This window comes from Gibbsiella greigii (assembly GCF_039540155.1).
GTDB lineage: Bacteria > Pseudomonadota > Gammaproteobacteria > Enterobacterales > Enterobacteriaceae > Gibbsiella > Gibbsiella quercinecans.
This window is the reverse complement of sequence record NZ_BAABEM010000049.1, coordinates 121,840-139,999: the sequence shown is the minus strand read 5'-3', so window position 1 is coordinate 139,999 and position 18,160 is coordinate 121,840. Positions and strand designations below refer to the sequence as shown.

The 18,160-nt window shown below is 60.0% G+C and carries 12 protein-coding genes; 4 read left to right on the top strand and 8 right to left on the bottom strand.

Going from position 1 to position 18,160, the window contains the following annotated elements; genetic code table 11:
- Window positions 1–7: 7 nt before the first annotated feature.
- Window positions 8–772: a DeoR/GlpR family DNA-binding transcription regulator gene (locus AC559G_RS21645; protein ID WP_438596483.1), complete on the top strand. Its 765-nt coding sequence runs from the start codon at window positions 8–10 to the stop codon at window positions 770–772.
- 20 nt (window positions 773–792) lie between these two features.
- On the opposite strand, the gene mgtA is transcribed toward AC559G_RS21645, so the two are convergent.
- Window positions 793–3,501 (bottom strand): magnesium-translocating P-type ATPase, encoded by a 2,709-nt coding sequence (gene mgtA / locus AC559G_RS21640; protein WP_498914613.1) that lies wholly within the window; start codon window positions 3,499–3,501, stop codon window positions 793–795.
- Between the two features lie 403 nt (window positions 3,502–3,904).
- Between mgtA and treR the strand changes: the two genes are divergently transcribed.
- The 3 genes from treR (at window position 3,905) to treC (ending at window position 8,136) form a co-directional block, all read left to right on the top strand.
- Window positions 3,905–4,852, top strand: coding sequence for a trehalose operon repressor TreR (treR, locus tag AC559G_RS21635; protein WP_498914611.1), 948 nt, complete (start codon window positions 3,905–3,907; stop codon window positions 4,850–4,852).
- A 133-nt stretch (window positions 4,853–4,985) separates the two neighbouring features.
- The gene (gene treB, locus AC559G_RS21630; RefSeq protein ID WP_498914609.1) at window positions 4,986–6,401 is read left to right on the top strand and encodes a PTS trehalose transporter subunit IIBC; all 1,416 of its coding nucleotides are present in this window, start codon (window positions 4,986–4,988) and stop codon (window positions 6,399–6,401) included.
- A 70-nt stretch (window positions 6,402–6,471) separates the two neighbouring features.
- Entirely contained in the window at window positions 6,472–8,136 is a 1,665-nt protein-coding gene (gene treC, locus AC559G_RS21625) for an alpha,alpha-phosphotrehalase (protein WP_498914607.1), read from the top strand.
- A gap of 147 nt (window positions 8,137–8,283) precedes the next feature.
- Here treC and tldD read toward each other — a convergent pair whose 3' ends face one another.
- The 7 genes from tldD to mreC form a co-directional block, all read right to left on the bottom strand.
- Window positions 8,284–9,729, bottom strand: a complete 1,446-nt coding sequence (gene tldD, locus AC559G_RS21620) for a metalloprotease TldD (protein WP_438598252.1) — start codon at window positions 9,727–9,729, stop codon at window positions 8,284–8,286.
- A 7-nt stretch (window positions 9,730–9,736) separates the two neighbouring features.
- A complete protein-coding gene (gene nit1 / locus AC559G_RS21615) occupies window positions 9,737–10,597 on the bottom strand; it encodes a carbon-nitrogen hydrolase family protein (protein ID WP_498914605.1) in 861 nt (286 codons plus the stop codon).
- On the bottom strand, window positions 10,594–14,409 hold the full coding sequence (gene yhdP, locus AC559G_RS21610) for a YhdP family protein (RefSeq protein ID WP_498914603.1): 3,816 nt from the start codon (window positions 14,407–14,409) through the stop codon (window positions 10,594–10,596). The genes nit1 and yhdP overlap by 4 nt, the downstream gene beginning before the upstream one ends.
- A 116-nt stretch (window positions 14,410–14,525) precedes the next feature.
- Entirely contained in the window at window positions 14,526–15,995 is a 1,470-nt protein-coding gene (gene rng / locus AC559G_RS21605; protein WP_438597712.1) for a ribonuclease G, read from the bottom strand.
- Between the two features lie 33 nt (window positions 15,996–16,028).
- Window positions 16,029–16,613, bottom strand: coding sequence for a Maf family protein (locus AC559G_RS21600; protein WP_438597713.1), 585 nt, complete (start codon window positions 16,611–16,613; stop codon window positions 16,029–16,031).
- A gap of 8 nt (window positions 16,614–16,621) precedes the next feature.
- The gene (mreD, locus tag AC559G_RS21595; RefSeq protein ID WP_095846939.1) at window positions 16,622–17,110 is read right to left on the bottom strand and encodes a rod shape-determining protein MreD; all 489 of its coding nucleotides are present in this window, start codon (window positions 17,108–17,110) and stop codon (window positions 16,622–16,624) included.
- Entirely contained in the window at window positions 17,107–18,090 is a 984-nt protein-coding gene (gene mreC, locus AC559G_RS21590) for a rod shape-determining protein MreC (RefSeq protein WP_095846938.1), read from the bottom strand. The genes mreD and mreC overlap by 4 nt, the downstream gene beginning before the upstream one ends.
- Window positions 18,091–18,160 lie beyond the last annotated feature (70 nt).

Here is an 18,160-nt window from a genome sequence, read left to right as displayed (position 1 = left end):
GAAAGGTATGAAGGGACAAAGCCGCCTCGACCAGATTATGGACTATCTGAAAAGCCATAATCTGGTCACCGTTGATCAACTGGTTACTGCCATTTCAGCTTCACCGGCCACTATCCGCCGTGATCTGATAAAACTTGACCGCGAAGGGGTGATCAGCCGGACGCACGGCGGGGTAACGTTAAACCGCTTTATCCCTGCGCAACCCACGACGGTAGAAAAGATGCAGCGCAATCTGGCGGAAAAACAGGCCATCGCACAACGCGCGGTGGCGTTTGTCAAAGCCGGCGATGCCATCATACTGGACGCCGGCACCACCATGCTTGAACTGGCGCGCCAGCTCACGCACCTGCCGCTGCGGGTGATCACCGCCGATCTGCACATTGCGCTATTCCTGTCGGAATTCAAACAAATCGAAGTCACCATCATCGGCGGGCGCATTGATGACAGCAGCCAATCGTGCATCGGTGAGCATGGCCGCCGGCTGCTGCGCGGCATCAATCCCGATATCGCCTTCGTCAGCTGCAACTCCTGGAGCCTGGAGAAAGGCATCACCACCCCGACGGAAGAAAAGGCCGGGTTGAAGCAGGATCTGCTGGCTAACGCGCGCCGCCGGGTGCTGCTGGCGGACAGCAGCAAATACGGCTCTTGGTCGCTGTTTTGCGTCGCGCCGCTGGAAACCCTGACCGATGTGGTCACGGACAACCACCTCAAGCCCGAACTGCAGCAGGCATTGCAGGATAAAGGCTTTACCCTGGCGCTGGCGGCAAGCTAAACCGCCAGCAGCGGCGGTGCTTACTGCCAGCCGTAGCGGCGCGCAAACCAGCCTTTCACGCACTGAGTCATTACCATATAGCCCGCCAAAATCACGATCAGCCACGGGAAATACCCCAGCGGTAGAGCCTGCAACTGCAGGAAACCGGCCAGCGGCGAGAAGGTCAACCCAACCCCGGTGGCGATCACCAGCAGCGTGGTGACCAGCAGCGGCCACGACGGGCGGCTCTGCAGGAACGGGATCTTGCGCGTGCGGATCATATGCACAATCAGCGTTTGCGACAGTAGCCCTTCAACAAACCAGCCGGACTGGAACAGCGTCTGCATCTCCACCGTGTTGGCCTGGAACACCCACCACATCAGGGCAAAGGTCAGCACGTCAAAGATCGAACTGATCGGCCCGAAGAACACCATAAAACGCCCAAGATCGGCGGAGTTCCAGCGCTGCGGCCGGGTGATCTGATCGTCGTCCACATTGTCGAACGGGATCGCGATCTGCGAAATATCGTACATCAGGTTCTGGATCAACAGGTGCAGCGGCAACATCGGCAGGAACGGCAGGAAAGCGCTGGCGATCAGCACGCTGAACACGTTGCCGAAGTTGGAACTGGCGGTCATCTTGATGTACTTGAGCATATTGGCGAAGGTGCGGCGCCCTTCGATCACCCCCTGCTCCAAAACCATCAGGCTTTTTTCCAGCAGGATGATATCCGCCGCTTCCTTGGCGATGTCCACCGCTGAATCCACCGAGATGCCGATATCGGCCGCCCGCAGCGCCGGGGCGTCGTTGATGCCGTCGCCCATAAAGCCCACCACGTGATCCTGCTTACGTAACAGCTGCACCAAGCGCTCTTTGTGCAGCGGCGTCAGCTTGGCGAACAGCGTGGTATCAGCCAGCGCCTGCGCCAATTCGACATCGTCCATCCGTTCGATTTCGCGCCCAAGCAGCACGCGATCGGCCTGCAGCCCCACGTCCTGGCAGACTTTCGCCGCCACCAGCTCATTGTCGCCGGTCAGGATCTTCACCGTCACGCCGTTTTGCTTCAGCGCCGCCAGCGCCGGCGCGGTGCTCTCTTTCGGCGGATCGAGGAAGGCGATGTAACCTTCGAGGATCAGATCCGATTCATCGGCCACACCGTACTCTTCGCTTTGCGCCGGCAGGAGCTTGTTGGCCACCGCCACCACGCGCAGCCCCTGTTGATTAAGATCGTCGGTAATACGGCGGATCCGCGCCAGCAGCGTATCGCTCAGCGGGATCACCTCATCGTTATGGCGCACATGGCTGCAGATCGCCAATATCTCTTCCAGCGCGCCCTTGCACACCAACTCGTGGTATTGCGCGTCTTTCGCCACCACCACCGACATGCGGCGGCGTTCAAAATCAAACGGGATTTCATCCACTTTGCGGTACTGTTGCAGCGCCTGCGGCTGGCCGTTCACCTCCGCGCAGCTGAGCACCGCCACGTCCAACAGGTTTTTCAGCCCGGTCTGGTAAAAGCTGTTCAGCCAGGCGTAATGCAGCACCCGCGCGCTGTTTTCGCCAAACACATCGGTATGGCGCTCCAGCACAATTTTGTCCTGCGTCAGGGTACCGGTTTTATCGGTGCACAGAATATCCATGGCGCCAAAGTTCTGGATCGCATCCAGGCGTTTGACGATCACTTTCTGCCGCGACAGCTTCACCGCCCCGCGCGCCAAGGTGGAAGTGACGATCATCGGCAGCATTTCCGGCGTCAGCCCCACCGCCACCGACAGCGCAAACAGCGCCGCTTCCCACCAGTCACCCTTGGTATAGCCGTTGATCAACAGCACGATCGGCGTCATCACCAACATAAAGCGGATCAGCAGCCAACTCACCTTGGCGATCCCACTCTGGAAGGCATTCGGCTGCTCATCCTGGCTGGTAACGCGCTGCGCCAGTTGGCCGAAATAGGTGTTGCCGCCGGTGCCGATCACTAACGCCAGCGCCGTGCCGCTCACCACGTTGGTGCCCATAAAGCACAGGTTCTGGCATTCCAGCGGATCGTCCGCCAGGTTTCGTGGCGCGGCGCTTTTTTCCACCGGCAGCGATTCGCCGGTTAACGCCGCCTGGCTAATGAACAGATCTTTCGCCGTGAGCAGCCGCAGATCCGCCGGGATCATATCGCCGGCCGCCAGTTTGATGATGTCGCCGGGCACCAGTTGAGCAATTGGCAACTCCACCTGCTCGCTTTTGCCGGTCAGCGCGTCGCTGCGGATCACCGTGGCGGTGTTGCTGACCATCGCCTTCAGCGCATCGGCCGCTCTGTTGGATCTCGCTTCCTGGATGAAGTTAAGCAGCGTCGAGATCACCACCATCAGCGCGATCACCAGCGCCGCGGTCAGATCCTCGGTGGCATAGGAGATCATGCTCAGTGCGGTCAACAACAGGTTGAAAGGGTTGCGATAGCAGTGCCACAGGTGTTGCCACCAGGCCTCTTTTTGCTGATCGTCAACGATGTTTTCGCCGTGCTGCTGGCGCGCACGCGCCGCATCGGCTTCGGTGATGCCTTCCGGGTGGCTGTGGAAACGTTCGTAAAGCTGGGTGGCCGTGGCGGCCGCGCAGGCCAGCCGTTGTTCGGCCAGGGCGTGCTGCATTTCATGGCTGCCGGCGCTGACGCTGTCCAATAGGCTATCGCGGTGCACCAAACGGCGCGGCAGGCTGCGGCTGAACAGCCCCAGCAGCCGGCGTGGCAAAGTTTTCAGTTTCATCGTTCGTGCCTCATCGCCCACAGCCCTATGGCTGCGGGTTCAGTAAACCCGGCGGTACAGGCGCGCAAACGCCGGCCCCGGGCGGGCTTTTTCAGTCGATAGCAACAGGAGCGAACGCAGAACGTGCGCTGCCGGTTACCGTGTTATTCACCGGTAAAACAGCAGCGCAAAAGCGAGGGGTTTTACCGGATAGCCGAATCGGCGCTTATGGGGGTAGGATCGGGATCCATTTAAGGTAATGACCTCCGGTAAGTGACACACTGCATACCCGGCCCAGCCGGCGTATACGCGATAAAGAAAGCCCGGTTTTACGCAAGGATCACGCTGAAAAAATGCGTTATTCTGGCAGGCAATCATTATTGGCTGCGAGTTTACGCCTTTTAACCTCAACGATAAGTAAACCATGCAAAACCGACTGACAATCAAAGATATCGCCCGCCTGAGCGGCGTGGGTAAATCCACCGTCTCCCGCGTGCTGAACAACGAAGGCAGCGTAAGCCCACGCACGCGCGAACGGGTGGAGGCGGTGATCCGCCAACAGGGATTTACCCCGTCCAAGTCGGCGCGCGCCATGCGCGGCCAGAGCGATAAAGTGGTCGGAATTATCGTTTCCCGTCTGGACTCGCCGTCGGAAAACCAGGCGGTGCGCACCATGCTGCCGCTGCTGTATCAGCATGGGTTTGATCCGATCGTCATGGAAAGCCAGTTTGAAACCCACCTGGTGCAGGAGCATCTGCACGTGCTGGCGCAGCGCAACGTGGATGGCGTGATCCTGTTCGGTTTTACCGGGCTCACCGCCGCCATGCTGCAGCCCTGGCAGGAAAAAATGGTGGTGATGGTACGGGAGTACGAGGGTTTTTCTTCTGTTTGCTATGACGACGCCGGCGCCGTCAACCTACTGATGGAGCGGTTGCGCCGCCAGGGTCACCGGCATATCAGCTACCTGGGCGTGCACCAAAGCGATGCCACCACCGGCCAGCGCCGCTACGAAGCCTACCTTGCCGCCTGCCGCCAGCACAACATCGAGCCACGCGCCGCACTGGGCGAACTCAGCTACCAAAACGGCTTTCAGCATGCCGCCGAGGTGATCGTGCCGGAAACCAGCGCGCTGGTGTGCGCCTCCGACAGCATCGCCCTCGGCGCCATCAAATACCTGCAACAACAGCAAATCACCACCATCCAGGTGTGCGCCATCGGCAACACCCCGTTGCTCAGCTTCCTGTTTCCAGAGACGCTTTCGGTGGAGTTCGGTTACGGCAGCGCCGGGCAACAGGCGGCGCAGCAGCTGCTCGGCCAGCTCAGCGACGAGCTGGCGATCCAACGTATTGTGGTGCCAAGCAGACTGTCATGAGGGAGGCCATCAGGCTGATTTTGTGATCTTTAGCTCAAACCGGGAACGTTCCCATTTAATAAAAAACCCAAACGAGTAAGCTTTGAGCATCCGTCATACCTCTGTGCATGATCCATAAAAAAGGTATTCCATAATGAGCAAAGTAAAACAGAAGGATATCGATCGTTTGATAGTCCTGGTGGGCGGCCGTGAAAATATCGCGACCGTGAGCCACTGTATTACCCGGCTGCGCTTTGTCCTTAACGATCCGGAGAAAGCCAAACCCAAAGAAATTGAAACGTTACCGATGGTCAAAGGCTGCTTCACCAACGCCGGTCAGTTTCAGGTGGTCATCGGCCCTGAAGTGGGTGATTACTACCAGGCGCTGATCGCCAGCGCCGGCGTCAGCGAAGCCAATAAAGAACAGGCCAAGGCGGCGGCACGCCAGAATATGACCTTGACCGAACGCACCATTTCACACTTCGCCGAGATCTTCTTCCCCCTGCTGCCGGCACTGATTAGCGGCGGTTTGATCCTGGGCTTCCGGAACGTTATCGGCGATATTCCGATGTCCAGCGGCCAAACGTTGGCGCAGATGCACCCGGCGTGGAAAACCATCTACGACTTCCTGTGGCTGCTGGGCGAAGCCATCTTCATGTTCCTGCCGGTGGCCATCTGCTGGTCGACGGTGAAAAAAATGGGCGGCACCCCGGTGCTCGGCATCGTGCTGGGTATCACTCTGGTATCGCCACAGTTGATGAACTCTTATCAGCTCGGTATGCAACTTCCGGAGGCGTGGAACTTCGGCTGGTTCACCATTGAGAAAGTGGGCTACCAGGCACAGGTGATCCCTTCCATCCTGGCCGGGATGGCGCTGGCCTGGATCGAAACCCGGCTGAAGAAACTGATCCCGGATTATCTGTATCTGGTGGTAGTGCCCGTTGTTTCGTTGTTGTTGGCCGTGTTCCTGGCACACGCGCTGATCGGCCCGTTCGGCCGCATGATCGGCGACGGCGTGGCCTGGGCGGTCAAAGCGGTGATGACCGGCAGCTTCGCGCCAATCGGCGCCGCCCTGTTCGGTTTCCTCTACGCGCCGCTGGTGATTACCGGCGTGCACCAGACCACCCTGGCGATCGATATGCAGATGATCCAAAGCATGGGCGGCACCCCGGTGTGGCCGCTGATCGCCATCTCCAACATTGCGCAAGCTTCCGCGGTGCTGGGCATCATCATCATCAGCCGCAAGGCCAACGAGCGTGAAGTCTCGGTTCCGGCGGCCATCTCCGCCTACCTTGGCGTGACCGAACCGGCGATGTACGGGATCAACATGAAGTATCGCTTCCCGATGCTGTGCGCGATGATCGGCTCCGCGGTCGCCAGCCTGATTTGCGGCCTGGACGGCGTGCTGGCCAACGGCATCGGCGTAGGCGGCCTGCCGGGCATCCTGTCGATTCAACCGCAGTTCTGGCTGGTATTCTCGCTGGCGATGCTGGTGGCGATCGTCATTCCACTGCTGTTGACCATCATGATCTACAAACGTAAAGCCCGCCGCGGGGAACTGCCGGTCTAAATGAATGGAGGGGCCCGCTGCGCCACATGGCTGGCACGGGCCCGCTGTAACAGTCAAAAGGTAATCAGTTATGAGCAACCCAATCCCCTGGTGGCAAAACGGTGTCATCTATCAAATCTACCCAAAAAGTTTCCAGGACAGCACCGGCAACGGCTATGGCGATCTGGCCGGCGTAATTCAACGGCTGGACTACCTGCAGGAACTGGGGGTCGACGCTATCTGGCTGACGCCGGTGTATCTCTCTCCGCAGGTGGATAACGGCTACGACGTGGCGGATTACTGCGCTATCGATCCGGCCTACGGCACCATGGCGGACTTTGAACGGCTGGTTGCGGCCGCGCACCAACGCAGCATCCGCATCGTGATGGACATGGTGTTCAACCACACCTCAACCGAACACCCGTGGTTCAAGGCTGCGCAGGACAGCAACAGCCCCTACCGCCAGTTCTATGTCTGGCGCGACGGTGAAGGCGAAGCGCTGCCCAACAACTGGCGCTCCAAGTTCGGCGGCCCGGCGTGGCAATGGCACGAAGCCAGCGGGCAGTATTATCTGCACCTGTTCGCCACCGAACAGGCCGATCTGAACTGGGAACACCCGCCGGTGCGCGAAGAGCTGAAAAAGGTTTGCCGCTTCTGGGCGGATAAGGGGGTCGACGGTTTGCGCCTGGATGTGATCAATCTGGTGTCCAAACGGCAGGATTTCCCCAGCGATCCACAAGGCGATGGTCGCCGCTTCTATACCGACGGCCCGCGTATCCACGAGTTCTTGCAGGAAATGAGCCGGGACGTGTTCCAGCCGAATGGGCTGATGACCGTGGGCGAGATGTCTTCCACCACGCTGGAACATTGCCGCCAGTACGCCGCCAGCAGCGGCGAAGAACTGTCGATGACCTTCAACTTCCACCACCTGAAGGTGGACTACGCCGGCGGCGAAAAGTGGACGCTGGCGGCGCCGGATTATGTGGAGCTGAAACGGATTTTCCGCCACTGGCAGCAGGGCATGCATAACCGCGCCTGGAATGCGCTGTTCTGGTGTAACCACGATCAGCCGCGCATTGTGTCGCGCTTTGGCGATAACGGCGCGCTGCGCGTGCCCGCCGCCAAGATGCTGGCGATGGTGCTGCACGGTATGCAGGGCACGCCGTATATCTACCAGGGAGAAGAACTGGGTATGACCAACCCGGAGTTCAGCAACATCGCGCAGTATCGCGATGTAGAAAGCCTGAATATGTATGCTGAATTGCGCGCTCAGGAGCAGGACAGCGATACGCTGCTGGCGATACTTGCCAGTAAATCACGCGACAACAGCCGCACGCCTATGCAATGGAGCGCCGCGCCGCACGCCGGCTTTACCCGCGGCACGCCGTGGATTGGCTGCGCGCCGAACTATAAGGAGATCAATGCGGAAGCGGCGCTGGCCGACGTTGATTCGGTATTTTATACCTATCGCCACCTGATCGCCCTGCGCAAGCAGTACCCGCTGCTGACGCTGGGTGACTATCAGGATCTGGCGCCGCAGCACCCAGCGCTCTGGTGTTATCAGCGCCGCTGGAACGGCCAGCGCCTGCTAGTGGCCGCCAACCTGAGCCGGGCGCCGCTGGCGCTAGAGGCGGAAGGGATCGCGCTGGACGAACAGTGGCGCCGGCTGGTATGCAACTACGCCGATGCGCCGGAGCATCCGCACGCAGTAACCCTGCGGCCGTTCGAAGCCGTGTGGTGGGTTCTGGAAGAGTAGTGATCGCCTTGACCTCCCTTCCCCTCACCCCAACCCTCTCCCACAGGGCGAGGGGGCTGTCCGTGCTCGTGGTAAATAAAGGCACTTCACTGTCAGATTCCGTCCCCTCGCCCCTTTGGGGAGAAGGACAGGGTGAGGGGGGAGGCGCTACGCCGTGCCGCCTACCGTCAGCGTATCGAGCTTCAGCGTCGGCTGGCCGACGCCGACCGGCAGGCTCTGCCCTTCTTTGCCGCAGACGCCGACGCCTTTATCCAGCGCCAGATCGTTGCCAACCATCGAAATCTGCTGCATGGCTTCAATACCTGAACCAATCAGCGTGGCGCCTTTCACCGGTTTGGTGATGCGCCCTTTCTCAATCAGATAGGCTTCCGACGTCGAGAACACGAACTTACCGGAGGTGATATCCACCTGCCCGCCGCCGAAGTTCGGCGCATACAGCCCGTACTCCACGCTTTCGATGATGTCCTGCGGGGTGGATTTGCCCGCCAGCATATAGGTGTTGGTCATACGCGGCATCGGCAGGTGCGCGTAGGATTCACGGCGGCCGTTGCCGGTTGGCGCAACCCCCATCAGGCGCGCGTTGAGCTTATCCTGCATATAGCTTTTCAAGATACCGTTTTCAATCAGCACATTGTACTGCCCCGGCACGCCTTCATCGTCGATCGCCAGCGAACCGCGGCGGCCCTGCAGGGTGCCGTCATCCACCACGGTGCACAGTTCAGAAGCCACCAACTGCCCGATCTGGCCGCTGAACACCGAGGTGCCGCGGCGGTTGAAGTCGCCTTCCAGACCGTGACCGACCGCCTCATGCAGCAGCACGCCCGGCCAGCCGGCGCCGAGCACTACCGGCATCGTGCCTGCCGGCGCGGCGATGGCGGAAAGGTTCACCAGCGCCATGCGCACCGCTTCTTTGGCAAAGGCGTCGGCGCGCACTTCACCGTCCACGGTTTCCAGAAAATAGTCATAGCCGAAACGACCGCCGCCGCCGCTGGCGCCGCGCTCGCGCTTGCCGTCCTGCTCCACCAGCACGCTGACGGAAAGGCGCACCAGCGGGCGCACGTCTGCCGCCAGCGTGCCGTCGGTCGCCGCGACCAGCACCTGCTCATACACGCCGGTGATGCTGGCGCTGACTTCCTGCACGCGGGCATCGGCCGCGCGCGCAGCCTTGTCTACCCGGTGCAACAGCGCGATTTTCTCTTCACGCGGCAGGCTCTGCAAAGGATCAAGCAGCGGATACAGCGCCTGATGGCTGATTTCGCCCAGGGTATGCACCTTGCCGTTGCCGCTGTCGCGCACAATACTGCGCGCGGCGACGGCGCTCTGGTTGAGGGCGTTAAGGGTGATCTGATCGGCATAGGCAAAACCGGTCTTTTCACCGCTGACCGCACGCACCCCAACACCTTGATCGATATTGTAAGAACCATCTTTGATGATGCCGTCTTCAAGCACCCAGGCTTCATGGTAGCTGGACTGGAAATAGAGATCGGCGTAATCAAGTCGGCGTTCTGCCAGTTGACCCAATACGGAGAACAGGTCTTGATGACTCAACTTATTCGCAGCGAGTAACTGCTCACTGACAAACGTCAGGCTCATAGTATTTTCACTCTTTTTTGGCGAAAGGGTTATCAGCCGGCGCAACCAGCGCCGTCTGGAATCGGTTATGTTGCAGCACCGGCATCTGCGCACGGATAGTTTGCAGCGCTGCTGTATCAACGCACACGTTTAGTGCCGAGACCGAGTCCGGATTTTCGGCCAGAATTTTGCCCCAGCCATCCACGGCCAGCGAGTGGCCCCAGGTACGGCGCGTCGCGCTATGGCGGCCCACCTGCGCCGGCGCCAGAATCACGCACTGGGTTTCAATCGCCCGGGCACGCAGTAAAATTTCCCAGTGAGCTTCACCGGTGACGCGGGTAAAGGCCGCCGGCACGGAAATCAGCTCCGCACCCTGCGCGCGCAGCGCCTGATACAGCGCCGGGAAACGTAAATCGTAGCATATCGTCATGCCCAGGCGCCCCACCGGGGTGTCCACCACCGTCAGGTGCTGACCATGCTGGTAAGTGTCTGATTCGCGGTAGTGCGCATGGGCATCGTTGATGTCCACGTCAAACATATGCAGCTTGTCGTAACGGCCCCGGATCTCGCCTTGGTCGTCAAACAACAGGCTACTGGTGGTAATGCGGGCCGGGTCTTCGCCGCTGATCAACGGCATTGAACCCACCAGTAGCCACACGCCGTAGCGGCGGACGATATCGCGCACCGCCTGCTGCAAGGGACCGTCACCGGCCGGTTCCGCATGCTGGCGATAAGCCGCCGAGTTGGCAAACAAAAGCGCATTTTCCGGCGTCATGACCAGCTTAATCCCGCTTTTGAGATGCTTGATCTGCTGCTCAATCTGCGCCAGGTTATCCCGCACCTGATCGCCACTACACAGTTGTAACAACGCAACGTTGGCTTTTTTCATGGCGTCTTATCCTCCTTTGGCTTACGCAATACCTCATCGATCTTCGGCTGATCCAGGCTGCCGACAATGTGGTAACGAATCAGCGAAATTTTATTCCATAGGGGGGCCAGCACTTTTGATGCGGCAAACACCGCCGCCCCAACGATCGGGTTGATCACAAACGCGGTCGCCACGCCCACCGTGGCGGAGATTTCAGGCGCCACCACCGCTTCCATATCGATCTGGCGCTGCACCAGATCAATCTGGCCGCTCATGGCGATGTCCGCCGCCAGCCCGTCGACCAATAAATTATCGGTATGCATTATGCCATCTTTCAGCCACGCGGTGCTGCGGATGGAATCAAAGTAGAAGCCTTTGCCAAAGGTGTCGCTAAAATCAAACTGTAGCTTACGCAGCAACGCATCGAAACTCACCAGCCGTAGCAGCTGGCCGGCTCGGCCGCCGCCAATATCTTCAATTTCGCCTTTGCCCAGGGCCGCTTGCAGCGTGCCGCTCAACGTGGCTACCTGCGGCTGCCACGGCTTGCCGTGCCAATACAGATCGAAATCCACATCATAGGGTGCGCCCTTCAGCGGCGTGGTGATGCCAAAAAAGGTGGCGGTATCGTCAATATTGCCGCCCAACAGTTTGCCTTTCAGCGCGGTGCGTTCTTCCTGGCTGTTTTGCTTCCACAGCCCGGTGGCGGTCATTCGCCCTTTGCCGGTATCAATCAAAGCATGCGTCAACGCCAGGGTATCCCCCTGGTTTTGTATATCGGCTTCCACCTTGCCCAGGTTCTGGCCAAGTATCCAGCAAGACTGGCAGCGCAACATCAGCGAAGGCCAATTGCGGAATGACACGTTATCCATGGCGGATGGGGAACCGCCTTGCGCGGCCTGCCCGCTGCCGCCGTTGAACTGCGGATTGTAATAAAGGTACTGAATGTTGGCGCGCCACGGGCCATTATTCGCGCTCAGCAGGCTGCCATCCACTTCATCGCTCTTGGCGGCGATCTCCAGCCCGCCGATGCGCTGTGCGGCGCTCAGCGTTAGCCGATGCCAAGCCTGGCCGCCCAGCAGCAGTTGGGGCGTATGCAGCGCGACCGTAGTCGGAAAGCGGAAGCTGCCGGCGGTGCCGCTGCGGCCGCCGCTCGTCGGCAACGCCGGTGCCAACAGCGCCAGCCATTTTTCACCGTCCAGCGGCGGCAGGTTCAGGCTCAACGATGGGCTGCTCGGCAAGGCCGGGGTACCGCCGCCGTCGCTGCGCCATGCGGCGCGCACCAGTTGCACCTGATTGCCCGGGAAGCGCCATTCGCTGTTGAAATGCTCTTGTTTGCCCGCGCGGCCGCTCAGCCGGAAACCATTCAGGCCGCCCTCCACATTGACGCTCAGCGGCAACGATTGGCCCGCAGGTTTATCCAGTGGAGAAGGTAAGTGACTGCTTACTTTTTTGAAGTCCGCCTCCAGGCCGATGTCATAGTTGGCGCCACCGCCATGCGGCAGGCTGATCGCCACCTTGCTCTGCCAAGGTGCGCTGCCTTGCAACGCCTCGGCGGCCGCCGGCGGCAACCCTGGGAATTTAGCCGGCAGCCAGTCGCCCTGTAGCCCAACGTTGATTTTGTAGTCTTTTTCCACTTCCTGGGTGTTGAAATCTATCGCCAGCGGCTGCCCGAACCAATTGGCGCTCAGGGTATCGCTGGTCAGGTTGCCGTTATCAAAGCGGAATTTGCCGCTCACCTGCTCCAGCGTGCTGCCCAGGGGCTTCACCAACAGCGCGTTATTGTTCAGCGCCACTTCGCCCTGCACATCGGTATGCCCGCCGTTGAGGGGAATATCAAGATGTAAGCGCCCACTGACATCGCCCTTAACCTGCAGTTGATCCAGCGCCGAGCCGACCGATGTCGCCAACGGCGTCTGTTTGAAATAGTCATGCACATCCGGCCCGGCGCCGGCGAGTTCGGCATCCACAAACAGCCGCTCTTGCTGGTAATCCGGGATGACCGCGCTGATATCGCGCCCTTCCACCTTGCCCAACCGGGCCTGCGGCGCGTGCATCCACAGGCCGTTGTTGGCAAAGTCGAGGTCAATCGCCAGATCGTTTAGCGCCGGCCAACCCGGCTGGAACTGGAAGGTGGCATGGCGCAACGGCACATACACCTCAAATTGCCCTTCGTGCTTTTTATATGGGAAGTGGTGCGGGTTGCCAGCATAAATCAGCGATGCGTTGTCCACCTGGCCGCCCTGAATCGCGCCGCTCAGGTAGTCCACCAGATGGGTACCCATCAACGGCTCGGGGAAATAGCGCCAGGCTTGCGCGCCGTCATACAGGCGGATACCGGCCAGAATGCTCAACCACGGCTCGCCCTGCGCCGGCTGCTGGTAACGGAAATTGCCGTTCACCCACAGCGCGTTGGCCTTCACATCGAGGTTTTCGCTCGCCAATTCCCAGCCGCTATCGCCGTATCGCCAGGTCAGCGCGCCGCTGGCGCGGCTCACTTCCAGCGGCGCACGGAACATATCGCCCACCGGTAACGTACTGTTGTTCAGATCGATCGTCAGGCGGCCGCTTTCCACGCCGCCGGCCAGCGCGCCGGCAAAATGGTTCACCCCCGGCAAACGCTGCCAGGGCTGCCAGCTCACATCCTGCCAGCGAGCCTGGAAGCGGCTTTTTTCGGGCTGTTTGAGCGGCACATCCAGCGCCAGCGCATCAAGCCGGCCTTTCGGCTGCATCACATCCCAACGTTGCAGCACCTCTGGGCTAAGGAAGGAGAACATCGGCAGCAGCGGGGTTAACCGCTCAAGCGTAATGCCGCTGGCGCGCAGGCGCAGCTCCTCAGGCTGATCCGGGCCAAGCAGTTGCGTGTCTTCCGGCAGCCACAGCGCAGAGAGCCGCCCCTGCGGCCAGCTCTCGCCGTCAGTCGCCAGATTTAATTGCGGCACGTCCAACTGCCAACCTTTGCCCTGGCGGCTCAACGCCAGCGCCAGATTATCCACCTCCAGGCGGTGCGGCTGGGTGCCCACCTGCCAACTGGCGCTGCCCTGTTTCAGCAACGCATTGCCGCTGTACACTTCGCCGCCTTCAACCTTCAGCCAGGCCGCCAGATTGAAATTGGCGCTTTCCAGCCCGGTATTGCTGCGCAGCCAGCGGCTGAACCACGGCTTCATATCAATATTGTCGGCCTGCAGATACACCGTGCCGGTATCCAACAGCCCTTTGTTGTCGCGCAGATCCAGGCGCAGTTGCACCACACCGTGCTGGCCGTTGAAGGAGGACAGGCCAATCTGCCCTTCCGCCCTGTGGCGTTCGCGGCTGTTGAGCCAGGTTAAACGGGGAATGTCGAAAGCGGCGCGGGCGTCGGAAGGAGTAAGGAAAGAGACGCGGCTGTCGCGCAAGTCAAAATGATCGAGCTGATATAAAAACAGATCGCTGACGGTGCCCGGCTGGAGGGTTTCACGTTTGTCGCCCTCACCGCCCAGCGTGGTGTTGAGATCGAGCTGGAGCTGGTAGAAGGTAAGATCGCGAAACTGCCAGCGCCAGTGCAGCAACGACTGCCAAACGTCCAGCGCCAGCGTGACGCGCCCAACCTGCAGGCTGCCGGCCGGGAATGTGGTGCTGATATCGCGCACTTCCAGGCGTGGGCCGAACGATTCCCAATGCCCCTCAATAAAGCTTGCCTGAACGGGCTGCCCCGTGAAGGCGGCAACCTGTTGCAACAGTTGGGGCCGGTAATCGTTCAGCGCGGGCAACACCAGGCGCAGGCCGCTGATCAACAGCGCCACAGCGACAAGTAAAGTGGCGCCCGTTGCTAACAGAATACCAGGCAGTCGCCTCACGCATTTCTCCTTGCTCCGCTGCCTGGCAACGGTTGTTACTGTTTAAAGCTGCACATAACCGGCTCGCGCGCCGTTCGGCCCGGGCGCAAGGCGCCACAGGAGGGTGATGGACGGGTTTACATCATCACAACGTCAAACTGCTCCTGGCTGTACAACGGTTCGATTTGTACTTTTACCTGTTTGCCGACGAAAATCTCCACCTCTGCCAGCGCGTGCGACTCTTCGCTCTTCAGCGCTTCCCCGACCGCCGCCGATGCATACACCAGGAAGCGATCGGAATCGTAAGCATGGTGCACCCGCACAATCTCACGCAGAATTTCATAGCAGACGGTTTCGACCGTTTTCACCGTACCGCGGCCGTTGCAGGTAGGACATTCGTGGCACAGCACATGTTCAATGCTTTCACGCGTCCGTTTCCGCGTCATTTCCACTAATCCTAGCTGAGAGAAGCCGTTGATTGTGGTTTTTACCCGATCTTTACTCAGCGCCTGCTCCAGGGAGTGCAGCACGCGGCGGCGATGGTCTTCATTGCTCATATCAATGAAATCAATGATGATGATCCCGCCCAGGTTGCGCAGCCGCAACTGGCGGGCGATCGCCTGGGTCGCCTCGATATTGGTGTTGAAAATGGTCTCATCCAGATTGCGGTGGCCGACAAAGGCGCCGGTGTTGATGTCGATGGTGGTCATCGCCTCGGTCTGATCGATGATCAGATAGCCACCGGATTTCAGCTCAACCTTGCGCTCCAGCGCCCGCTGGATCTCGTTTTCCACATCGAACAGATCGAAGATTGGCTGCGTGCCGGTATACAGCTCCAGCTTGCGGGTAATATCCGGGATGTATTCGGCGGTGAACTCCACCAGCAGCTCGAACGTCAGGCGCGAGTCGATCCGGATGCGATCGAGCGCCGCACCGGCGAAATCGCGCAGGATTCGGTGCGCCAGCGCCAGCTCGCCGTACAGCATGCAGCGGGTCTGGTTGCGTTTACGGCGCTCGACCACTTTGGTCCAGAGGCGTTTGAGAAACGCGGCGTCCTGCGCCAGCTCTTCCTCGCCGATGCCTTCAGCGGCGGTGCGGATAATAAACCCGCCCAGCTCATCGCAGTAGTCCGCCACGATGCTTTTCAGGCGTTCGCGTTCGGCTTCGCTTTCAATGCGTTGCGATACCCCAACGTGCGCCGCACCCGGCATGAACACCAGGTAGCGCGACGGCAGAGTGATATCGGTGGTCAGGCGCGCGCCCTTGGTGCCCAGTGGATCTTTCACCACCTGCACCACCAGATCCTGCCCCTGGCGCACCAGCTCGGCGATATCGCGCACGTGGAAATTCTTGCGTTCTTCGCCGGCCACGCATTCGGTATGCGGCATGATATCGGAGGCGTGCAGGAAGGCGGCCTTTTCCAGGCCGATATCCACAAACGCCGCCTGCATGCCGGGCAGCACGCGGCTGACGCGCCCTTTATAAATGTTGCCGACTATGCCGCGCTTGGATTCACGCTCAATATGGATCTCTTGCAGGATGCCGCCGTCTATATAGGCAACCCGCGTTTCCGCCGGTGTGATATTAACCAGTAGCTCAGCTGTCATTGTCTTCTCCCCGGAACCGGCCGCACATGCTCATCAACCGGTTCTTACACTTCGTAATGCGACAAAATTACTGAGCAGCTCATGTGTTTCGACCAGCGGCAACCCCACCACCGCATGATAACTCCCGGTTATCGTTTTGACGAAACAACCACCCTTTCCCTGAATCCCATAGGCACCCGCTTTATCCATCGGCTCGCCGGTGGCAATATAATCGGCAATATCCTGCTGCGACAGGGCGCGGAACGTCACGTCCGTCACCACCAGTTGGCACAGCAGATGCTGCCGATCGGCAATCGCCACGGCGGTCATCACCTGATGCTGGCAGCCCGAAAGCGCAGCCAGCATCTCGGCGGCATGCGCCGCGTCGCGCGGTTTCTCCAACACCTGGTTATTTTGCACCACGATGGTATCCGCCCCCAGCACCGGCCAATCTTGCGCTGCAAGCGCCACCCCGGCCTGCGCCTTCTCCTGCGCCAGCCGCCGCACATAGGCTTCGGCCGCTTCGCCCGCCACACGCTGCTCCGCGGTATGGGTCAGCAAGATTTCAAACGGAACCCCCAGCAGGGTTAGCAATTCACGCCGGCGTGGGGAGCCGGAAGCCAGATAAAGCGATGTCATTAATGCCCTCATTGTACAGCGAACTGGCGGCGAATCTTACGCATCAGCAGGAACAGCCACGGCCACAAAACACCGTTTACCACACTACTCCAGAATACCTCTGGGCGGAAAGAGACGTTGATCACTAAAAACTCAGCCCAAAAGACAACAACGTCCATCGCCAGCGACAACAGCACCACGATCAGCGCCTGCTGCCACAGCGCCATATTACGAAACAGTTGGTATTTGAAGGCCACCAGATAGGCAATGATGCCAAGCGCCAACGCACGCACGCCCAGCGTCGAACCGAGGATCAGATCCATTATCAGCCCCAACACAAAGCCGGTGCCGACGTTCACCCGGTGCGGCAGCGCCATCACCCAGTAGATCAGGATCAGGGCCAGCCAAGAAGGCCGGAACATATAAATCTGTTCCGGCCACGGCATGATTTGCAGCACCAGCGCCACCAGAAACGACAGCCAGATAATCCAGCGCCCATTGCTGCGGTAGCTATTCATTGAACCACCTCGGGCGGCGGCGATGAAACCGCCCCTGGCGCCGGTGCAGGCGGCGGTGGCCCCATGGTGGCCGGCGACAGCACCTGCGGCATCATCTGCATCAGGCGCTCGTTCGCCACCCGATGCACTTCGCTTGGCGACATCGGCATATCGCCATTGCGATCCGCCCCCCACAGCAGCAGCAGATAGCGCAGGCGTTGCAGCCCGGCGGTCGGGCGCGCCTGAATCACCGTATAGGCGCGTTGGTTATCCACTTTGACCGAAGAGACCACCCCAACCGGGTACCCTTCGGGGAAACGCCCGCCCAGCCCGGAAGTCACCAGCACGTCGCCTTCCCGGATGTCGATATTGCCAGGCAGGTGTTCCAGTTGCAGATCGTCAGCGCAGCCGTTGCCCGCCGCGATGACGCGAATATCGTTGCGCAGCACCTGGATCGGCAGCAGATGGGAAGCATCGCAGATCAGCAGCACGCGGCTGGTCATTTTCGCCACCGCCACCACCTGGCCCACTACGCCTTTATCGCTGATCACCGGCTGGCCTTCATACACGCCGTTATCGGCGCCTTTATCAATCACCACCTGATCGCTGTAAGGATCGGAACCGGTCGAGATCACCTGGGTGACCATCTTGTGTTCATCCTGGCGCAGCGGCGAACCCAGCAGCTCACGCAAACGGGCGTTTTCCTGTTTGAATTGGCCAAGAAGAAGCAGATCGCTGTTCTTTAGCAGCAGTTCCTGCCGCAGAGCACGGTTTTCCAGCTCTAACTGTTGGCGGGTAGCCAGCGTTTCAGAAACGCCATCCAGCACCTTACGCGGCCCATTGGCCAAAAAGTAGAAGGGGCTGACGGCGGTATCCATGTAGGTGCGCACTTTGGCGAACGTACCAAGCCGGCTGTCGGCGACGATAAGCCCAATAGCGGCGATCACCGCCAGAAAAAGTCGTAGTTGCAGGGACGGGCCCCTGCTAAAGATCGGCTTCATAAATTATGCGAGTTCCTCGACAACAGAAGGAGGAACCGTACAAGATGCCCGCGCAATGCATTCACCCAAT